The organism is Mixta theicola (genome assembly GCF_002895925.1).
Taxonomy (GTDB): Bacteria; Pseudomonadota; Gammaproteobacteria; order Enterobacterales; family Enterobacteriaceae; genus Mixta; species Mixta theicola.
The window spans coordinates 1-5,495 of the sequence record NZ_NWUO01000031.1 but is presented as its reverse complement, the minus strand read 5'-3'; the positions used below and the strand labels follow the sequence as shown (position 1 = coordinate 5,495).

General features: G+C 50.8%; 7 protein-coding genes and 1 pseudogene. 3 read left to right on the top strand and 5 right to left on the bottom strand.

All coding sequences use genetic code 11. From position 1 onward, the window contains the following. Positions 1–72, bottom strand: a 72-nt coding sequence (locus COO59_RS20240) for an IS1 family transposase (RefSeq protein ID WP_001568368.1), incomplete at its 3' end; no start/stop codon positions are given. A 261-nt stretch (positions 73–333) separates the two neighbouring features. Between COO59_RS20240 and COO59_RS20235 the strand changes: the two genes are divergently transcribed. Then, positions 334–1,017, top strand: a complete 684-nt coding sequence (locus tag COO59_RS20235) for a hypothetical protein (protein WP_103061446.1) — start codon at positions 334–336, stop codon at positions 1,015–1,017. 911 nt (positions 1,018–1,928) lie between these two features. Here the strand turns inward: COO59_RS20235 and COO59_RS20230 are convergent. The 3 genes from COO59_RS20230 to COO59_RS20220 all read right to left on the bottom strand — a co-directional run bounded on the left by COO59_RS20230 (position 1,929) and on the right by COO59_RS20220 (position 3,769). Then, positions 1,929–2,696, bottom strand: coding sequence for a site-specific integrase (locus tag COO59_RS20230; RefSeq protein ID WP_103061445.1), 768 nt, complete (start codon positions 2,694–2,696; stop codon positions 1,929–1,931). Between the two features lie 62 nt (positions 2,697–2,758). Then, positions 2,759–3,412 carry a hypothetical protein gene (locus COO59_RS20225; protein WP_240614175.1) on the bottom strand — a complete coding sequence of 218 codons (654 nt, stop codon included), beginning with the start codon at positions 3,410–3,412 and terminating at the stop codon, positions 2,759–2,761. Positions 3,413–3,463: 51 nt separating this feature from the next. Beyond that, on the bottom strand, positions 3,464–3,769 hold the full coding sequence (locus COO59_RS20220; protein WP_094121214.1) for a hypothetical protein: 306 nt from the start codon (positions 3,767–3,769) through the stop codon (positions 3,464–3,466). Positions 3,770–4,310: 541 nt separating this feature from the next. On the opposite strand from COO59_RS20220, the gene vapB reads away from it, so the two are divergent. Both vapB and COO59_RS20205 read left to right on the top strand, forming a co-directional pair. Then, positions 4,311–4,541 (top strand): type II toxin-antitoxin system VapB family antitoxin, encoded by a 231-nt coding sequence (gene vapB / locus COO59_RS20210; protein WP_031378113.1) that lies wholly within the window; start codon positions 4,311–4,313, stop codon positions 4,539–4,541. Then, positions 4,538–4,954: a type II toxin-antitoxin system VapC family toxin gene (locus tag COO59_RS20205; RefSeq protein WP_103061444.1), complete on the top strand. Its 417-nt coding sequence runs from the start codon at positions 4,538–4,540 to the stop codon at positions 4,952–4,954. The genes vapB and COO59_RS20205 overlap by 4 nt, the downstream gene beginning before the upstream one ends. A 131-nt stretch (positions 4,955–5,085) precedes the next feature. On the opposite strand, the pseudogene COO59_RS20200 reads toward COO59_RS20205, so the two are convergent. Next, positions 5,086–5,495, bottom strand: a pseudogene (locus COO59_RS20200) (LysR family transcriptional regulator substrate-binding protein); the annotation flags it as partial.

The following is a 5,495-nucleotide window of genomic DNA, read 5'->3' as shown; positions in this document are numbered from 1 at the left end:
AGTACTTTTACCGTTACGCACCACCCCGTCAGTAGCTGAACAGGAGGGACAGCTGATAGAAACAGAAGCCACTGGAGCACCTCAAAAACACCATCATACACTAAATCAGTAAGTTGGCAGCATCACCCACCATGTATATACAAAGTTATATACATATTACGCAGATCCTAGAATGTGTCAATGTATATACAAAAGCATATGCAAAGCTATTTATGTATATACATTTGCATATACCAAAACAATTAAATAAAAAAACACATTGCTCTCTTAACTTGACTTAATGAGCACCATAATTCAATTTGTGGCTTAATTAATAAAAATGAGGAGTAAGGTATGAGAATCAGGTTTACGCTGACTGAAGGGTTCGACAAGACTTATCACCCGTTGCGCTTCCAGGCTTTCTGGAACGATCAAGGATACTGTTATCTGCGCGTGCAAATTGCCCAAGGCAAAATAGTGTTTACCTGCGCTCAGTTACTGAACTACTACAACACCTCAATAACGAATGCAGCTGAGAGCGTACGCATATCTGCGATTAATGCGCTGATGCAGGATGGAGCGCTTAAGGTCTCGAACAGGAAAAATTTTAGCGATCTCTTCAAGTCTGAGCAGCGTAAAAGCCGTGAGTTTGATGCATGGATATTTGACTACATCAATGAGAACTCAGTCTGGATTGAGTATTACCACCCTGAAATCAGCCTGAATAATGGCCACCGGTATACCACTATCAAGTTTGAAGGCAACGATGACCCTGTATGGTTCAGCACCTCCAGGAAATCGTTGGAAGAAAAATATCCGGGTCTTGAATTTGCTGTTGATGAAAATATTCTGCGTAACTGGGTTGGCACCAAACTCACGGTCTCGGATATCAAAAATCTACTCAGAGAAAGAAACTGGACGATGAAAGAAGTGGCCGAAAGATGGCGACGCTCTGAATCATGGATGAGCAAGATCGTCAATGACCCAGACAGAGATCCATACTGGGAGGATGCCTTTAAGGGCTTACCTTCAAAGTAGAACTGCGCGTAGACGTGCAAACTGCCCGCCCTGCGTTGCCGTCTTAAGTAGCCCAATTTTGTTTTGTAAGCATGCACTTTGTATATACATGAGCATATACAAAATAACATCAATACGTGTTGTTAGATTTTCAGAGCATAATCCTCACCAATAACTATTTGCATATACTAATGTATATACATAATAGTAATATGATGATGAAAAATACCATTAAAAGCATAAGCTTAATTTTTCCGGCGACTAACAAACGATGAATTCAGGATAATCAGTAGGGAAGGGTGAATTGTTAGTCAAAGCAGATAGGAATATAGGCTGGTTTTAGTTATGGGAAAATTGATACGAAAAAAGGCGGGGTGGTTAATCCCCGCCTTGATTCAAGTTCCTTATTCCCTTACGGGCGTCCGGTCAGTTGCTTGATGGCAACGATAAGCTCTACTCCGGTAAGCAGAATCTGCAAAACCAGGAGGATAGTTCCTAAAGTTATCACTTTTGGCATCTCCTTCTCAGGAGAGCGCCACACGTCGCAAGTGCTTTTTTGTTACCCCCTTGCGGCGCGTACGAGTAGTTAGCAGGTACAAGCAGCACTCTTTTGGGTGGAAGCAGACCGGACAGCACCACCTGTTTCCTGCCGGGGTAAAACTTTTGCGCGGCTAAGCTTTAACCCACTTCTGAGAGGCTGCAACAGCGTAGCGCTGCCAACTGCGACGAGTATAAAGCCGTGCGGTACCAGCCGCAACGTTGACGGGTTCGTCAAACAGGTTTAACATTGCTGGCAGTTAGCAGGTACAAGCAGCAACGTCCCGGCAAGCGGCTACCAACCGTTCTCCGGTACAGAAAAAACTCGGTTTACCAGACCGGGTTTTTTTTTGCCCTCAACTTGCCGCTTCCTAAACACATCGCAAACTTACCTGCTAGAAGTCGATCTTTTTAAGAATGGCAACAGCTTCAGTTCCCGGCATATGAAACTGCACCCGGTGCCGGGCCGCCACGTCCAGCGCAAACACCTTTGTGTAGACCTCGGTGGACTTCATGCTTTTGTGCCCCATCAGGCTCTGCAGCGCCTTCAGCGGAATCCCCGCATAAAGCATGTGCATGGCGTAGCTGTGGCGGAAGGTGTGCGGCGTCACCGGCACGGAGAATGTGACTCCGTCACCGGCGGCTGCGGCGACAGCCTCGTTCAGCCAGGTACGCACGGTCCTGTCGGTGACTGTCCAGAGCCTTACCTTCTCGGTCCGGCCGGTTTCCGGATTGCGCCGCTCGAGCGGTATTTTGAGCGTCGCGACCATCATCTCCAGCTGAGGCACATACTGCGGATCGGAAAGCGGAACCAGCCGGTGAGGGACCACGCCTGACGGCGCCCTGCCGGGGCCGCGTGCCGCTTTTTCACCGCGCTGCTTCAGCGTGGCCAGCTGCACGTAAGGGTAGGGCGGCACCAGGCTGAAATCTCCTCTCGTCAGCGCCAGCGCTTCGTTTATACGCGCGCCGGTGTTCCAGAGGGTGGTGAACAGCATCTTGCGGTGCAGATCCGGCACGTAGTGGAGCAGTGCGCTGACTTCAGGTGCCAGTAAATACTGCGGGTATTCATCGTGCTGCGCTGCCATCTGGCGCAGCGCCAGCGCGGCCGGATAATCAATGGCGACCGGCAGCTGCGCGGGCGACTGCTGGAAGGCGTACGGCATCAAACTACTCACAGGCTGGTTTCCTCACTGCTATTCAGGAGAGGCACTGGTTCATGCCACACTCATTTATTTGCGTAATCTGCCGCCCGGCGTTTCCGTTCCTGCCGCCACACCTTCCAGAGCACGTTATATGCAGACCACTCAGTATCCTGAAGGCGGCTTTCAGGAAGTCCAACGGCTTTGCGAAGGCGCATGGCCAGAATCACCGCCTTCATACCAAGACGGGAAAACTGATACTGTCGCTCCCGGAAGTAATAAGAATAATAAGGGGGATGATCATATTCTCCGACACCGGCAATCGTTCTTTGTGCCTCATTCTGAAGAACCGGCAATTCCCGGATACGGTACATTAATAGGCGCGACAGTACCCGCCAATCGCCTGATACATCTGTCAGATTTAACAGCGGATAATTTACGGTCGGCTCACGTTCGCTCTGGGGGTTATCATCGCCATGATCAGCGGCAACTCGCGCGCATCCCTCGGCGTATTGCTCAAGCAGGAAGACCAGTTCAGCGGCGATAAATATGCGCTCCCGCTGCAGTTTGTTTTCTTCTGCCTGTTTTTCATTACGCAGCCTGTCTGCAGCCGCCTTCTCCTCACGTTTCAGGGCAAAAAAGTGGTTCTGCCGGTTCATAAAATACTGAATGGTTCCGGTCAGCACACTACCCGCCAGGACTGAAATCACCGGCACCCATACGGAAATCCCGCCATCCATAAATCTGTATTCCTTCGCTGATATGTAATCTCGCTAACCCTTTTTAATTTCTTAACGGCACCAAGCCGGCCTGGGTGATGCAGAACCATTTGAGGCATCTATCGATTGAAACATAAAACGATCCTGTTCAAGATCGAATTCTACGGCATTAGCAGGCAGGGAAGAGTACGAGGGAAGCCAAGACATTTGGGTACGCCAGCGCTCAGGTCCGTCATTGACCCATCGCCAGGCCAGTTCGCCGCCGAACTTATCGAGAAGCAGAAACAGCTTTGAACCGTTGCAGTCCTCTGTCGGGTAAAACCAGACGCTTTTCTCACCCTGCTCAATGAGCAAGGCAATTAGCTCTTCAATTGCCACCTCTTAACCTCGCTAATAGTCCCACGTCGAAATCATCACCCACTGACTCATCTGACAGTTACTCAGAATTACCTTCCCGCCAGTAAATATCCATTATCTGACAATAAGCAGGCTTATAAGCACGCTGCTAAATTACCGTACACCCTTACCGGCTTGATCCGACTTTTTCCGGATACGGCAGTTTCCGGAAGCGTAGCACGGCGGCAGGGCGGGGAAAAGCCCGGCGCAGCCGGCTCTGACAGTGGCCGTTACCCCATATCTTGTATGCTGAGCAGCTGACCAGCCCACAACATGTAGCACCCTGCGCAAAAAGCCGCCACTGGCCAGTCAGGATCCGCTTCTGTCTTTTTCCGGATCTCAGCTGGAAAAAGAGAAAGCAGACATATGCTGTACATATCCATATACTTTGCATATGCATATGCTTTACATACGCATATACGTACCATCTGCATATGCTTCACCTATACAAATCAGTCCTTCAGACATATACTGCACCCATGCGGGAAAACTCCCTGGCACACTCAGCATATGAGGAAAAACCATGCGCACAGTTTCTATTTTTAAAAACGGCAATAACCGCGCCATCCGCCTGCCCCGCGATCTGGATTTTGAGGGGGTGAGCGAGCTGGAGATCGTCCGGGAAGGAGACAGCATTATCCTGCGCCCCGTCCGGCCGACCTGGAACTCATTTTTTGAACTTGAAAAAGCCGATCCTGATTTTATGGCGGAGCGCGAGGACGTTGTCAGCGACGAAGGACGATTTGACCTGTGAACAAGACCTATATGCTGGACACCTGCATCTGCTCATTCATCATGCGCGAGCAGCCGGAAGCCGTTCGTAAGCGCCTCGAGCAGGCAGTGCTGCGCGGAAACCGCATTGTAATCTCGGCCATCACCTATCAGGAGATGCGCTTCGGCGCCACCGGCCCGAAAGCCTCACCGCGCCACGTGCAGTTGGTCGATGAATTCTGCACCCGCCTTGATGCCGTCCTGCCCTGGGATCGTGCCGCGGTGGATGCCACCACGGACATCCGAGTCGCGCTGCGCCTCGCCGGCACGCCGATCGGTCCGAACGACACGGCGATTGCCGGGCACGCCATCTCGGCTGACGCCGTGCTGGTGACGAACAATACCCGGGAATTTGAGCGGGTTCCGGGTCTGGCGCTGGAAGACTGGGTTAATTAAAGAAGAAGTGCGTTGGGGTAACGAAACTCCGCTTTGTGCCAGGAGCGGACATTGGTAGCTGGTAAACGCTGTAATGATACTTTGCCGGAAAGAGTAGATCGGACCTGTCCGGTTTAAATATCGAATAATATTTATCTGATTTCGTTTTTTGCAAAACTGCTGTGCAGGCTTTTCAGCACTTCATTGATTCCTCTGCTTACAATCCGGTCCTCCCGCATAACTGCCCCAAGCGTCCGGTGAAGAGAGGGCGTCACAGAGTAAAGATCGAGCCCCGATCTTTACTCTATGCATGCAACGGACATTCGGGGAACAATGCTGTAACCAAGACCTGCACGGACCATTCTTTTAATAGCCTCGATACTGCCAAGCTCCATGACCGCGCAGGCAATATGTCCCGTCTCCCGGAACCACTGATCAATCAGGGCGCGTGTCCCGCTTCCCGGTTCAAAGATAATCAGCGGCAGCGGCAGCAAGGCGCCCGGAGTCCATATTTTCGCGCTCTGCTCTGATGCATCCTTTTCCATGATGACAACAAACTCAT

Bases quoted from the DNA above. Each gene is read 5' to 3' on its own strand.
- COO59_RS20235 (WP_103061446.1), top strand. From the start codon at position 334: ATGAGAATCAGGTTTACGCTGACTGAAGGGTTCGACAAGACTTATCAC.
- vapB (WP_031378113.1), top strand. From the start codon at position 4,311: ATGCGCACAGTTTCTATTTTTAAAAACGGCAATAACCGCGCCATCCGC.
- COO59_RS20230 (WP_103061445.1), bottom strand. From the start codon at position 2,696: ATGCCGTACGCCTTCCAGCAGTCGCCCGCGCAGCTGCCGGTCGCCATT.
- COO59_RS20225 (WP_240614175.1), bottom strand. From the start codon at position 3,412: ATGGATGGCGGGATTTCCGTATGGGTGCCGGTGATTTCAGTCCTGGCG.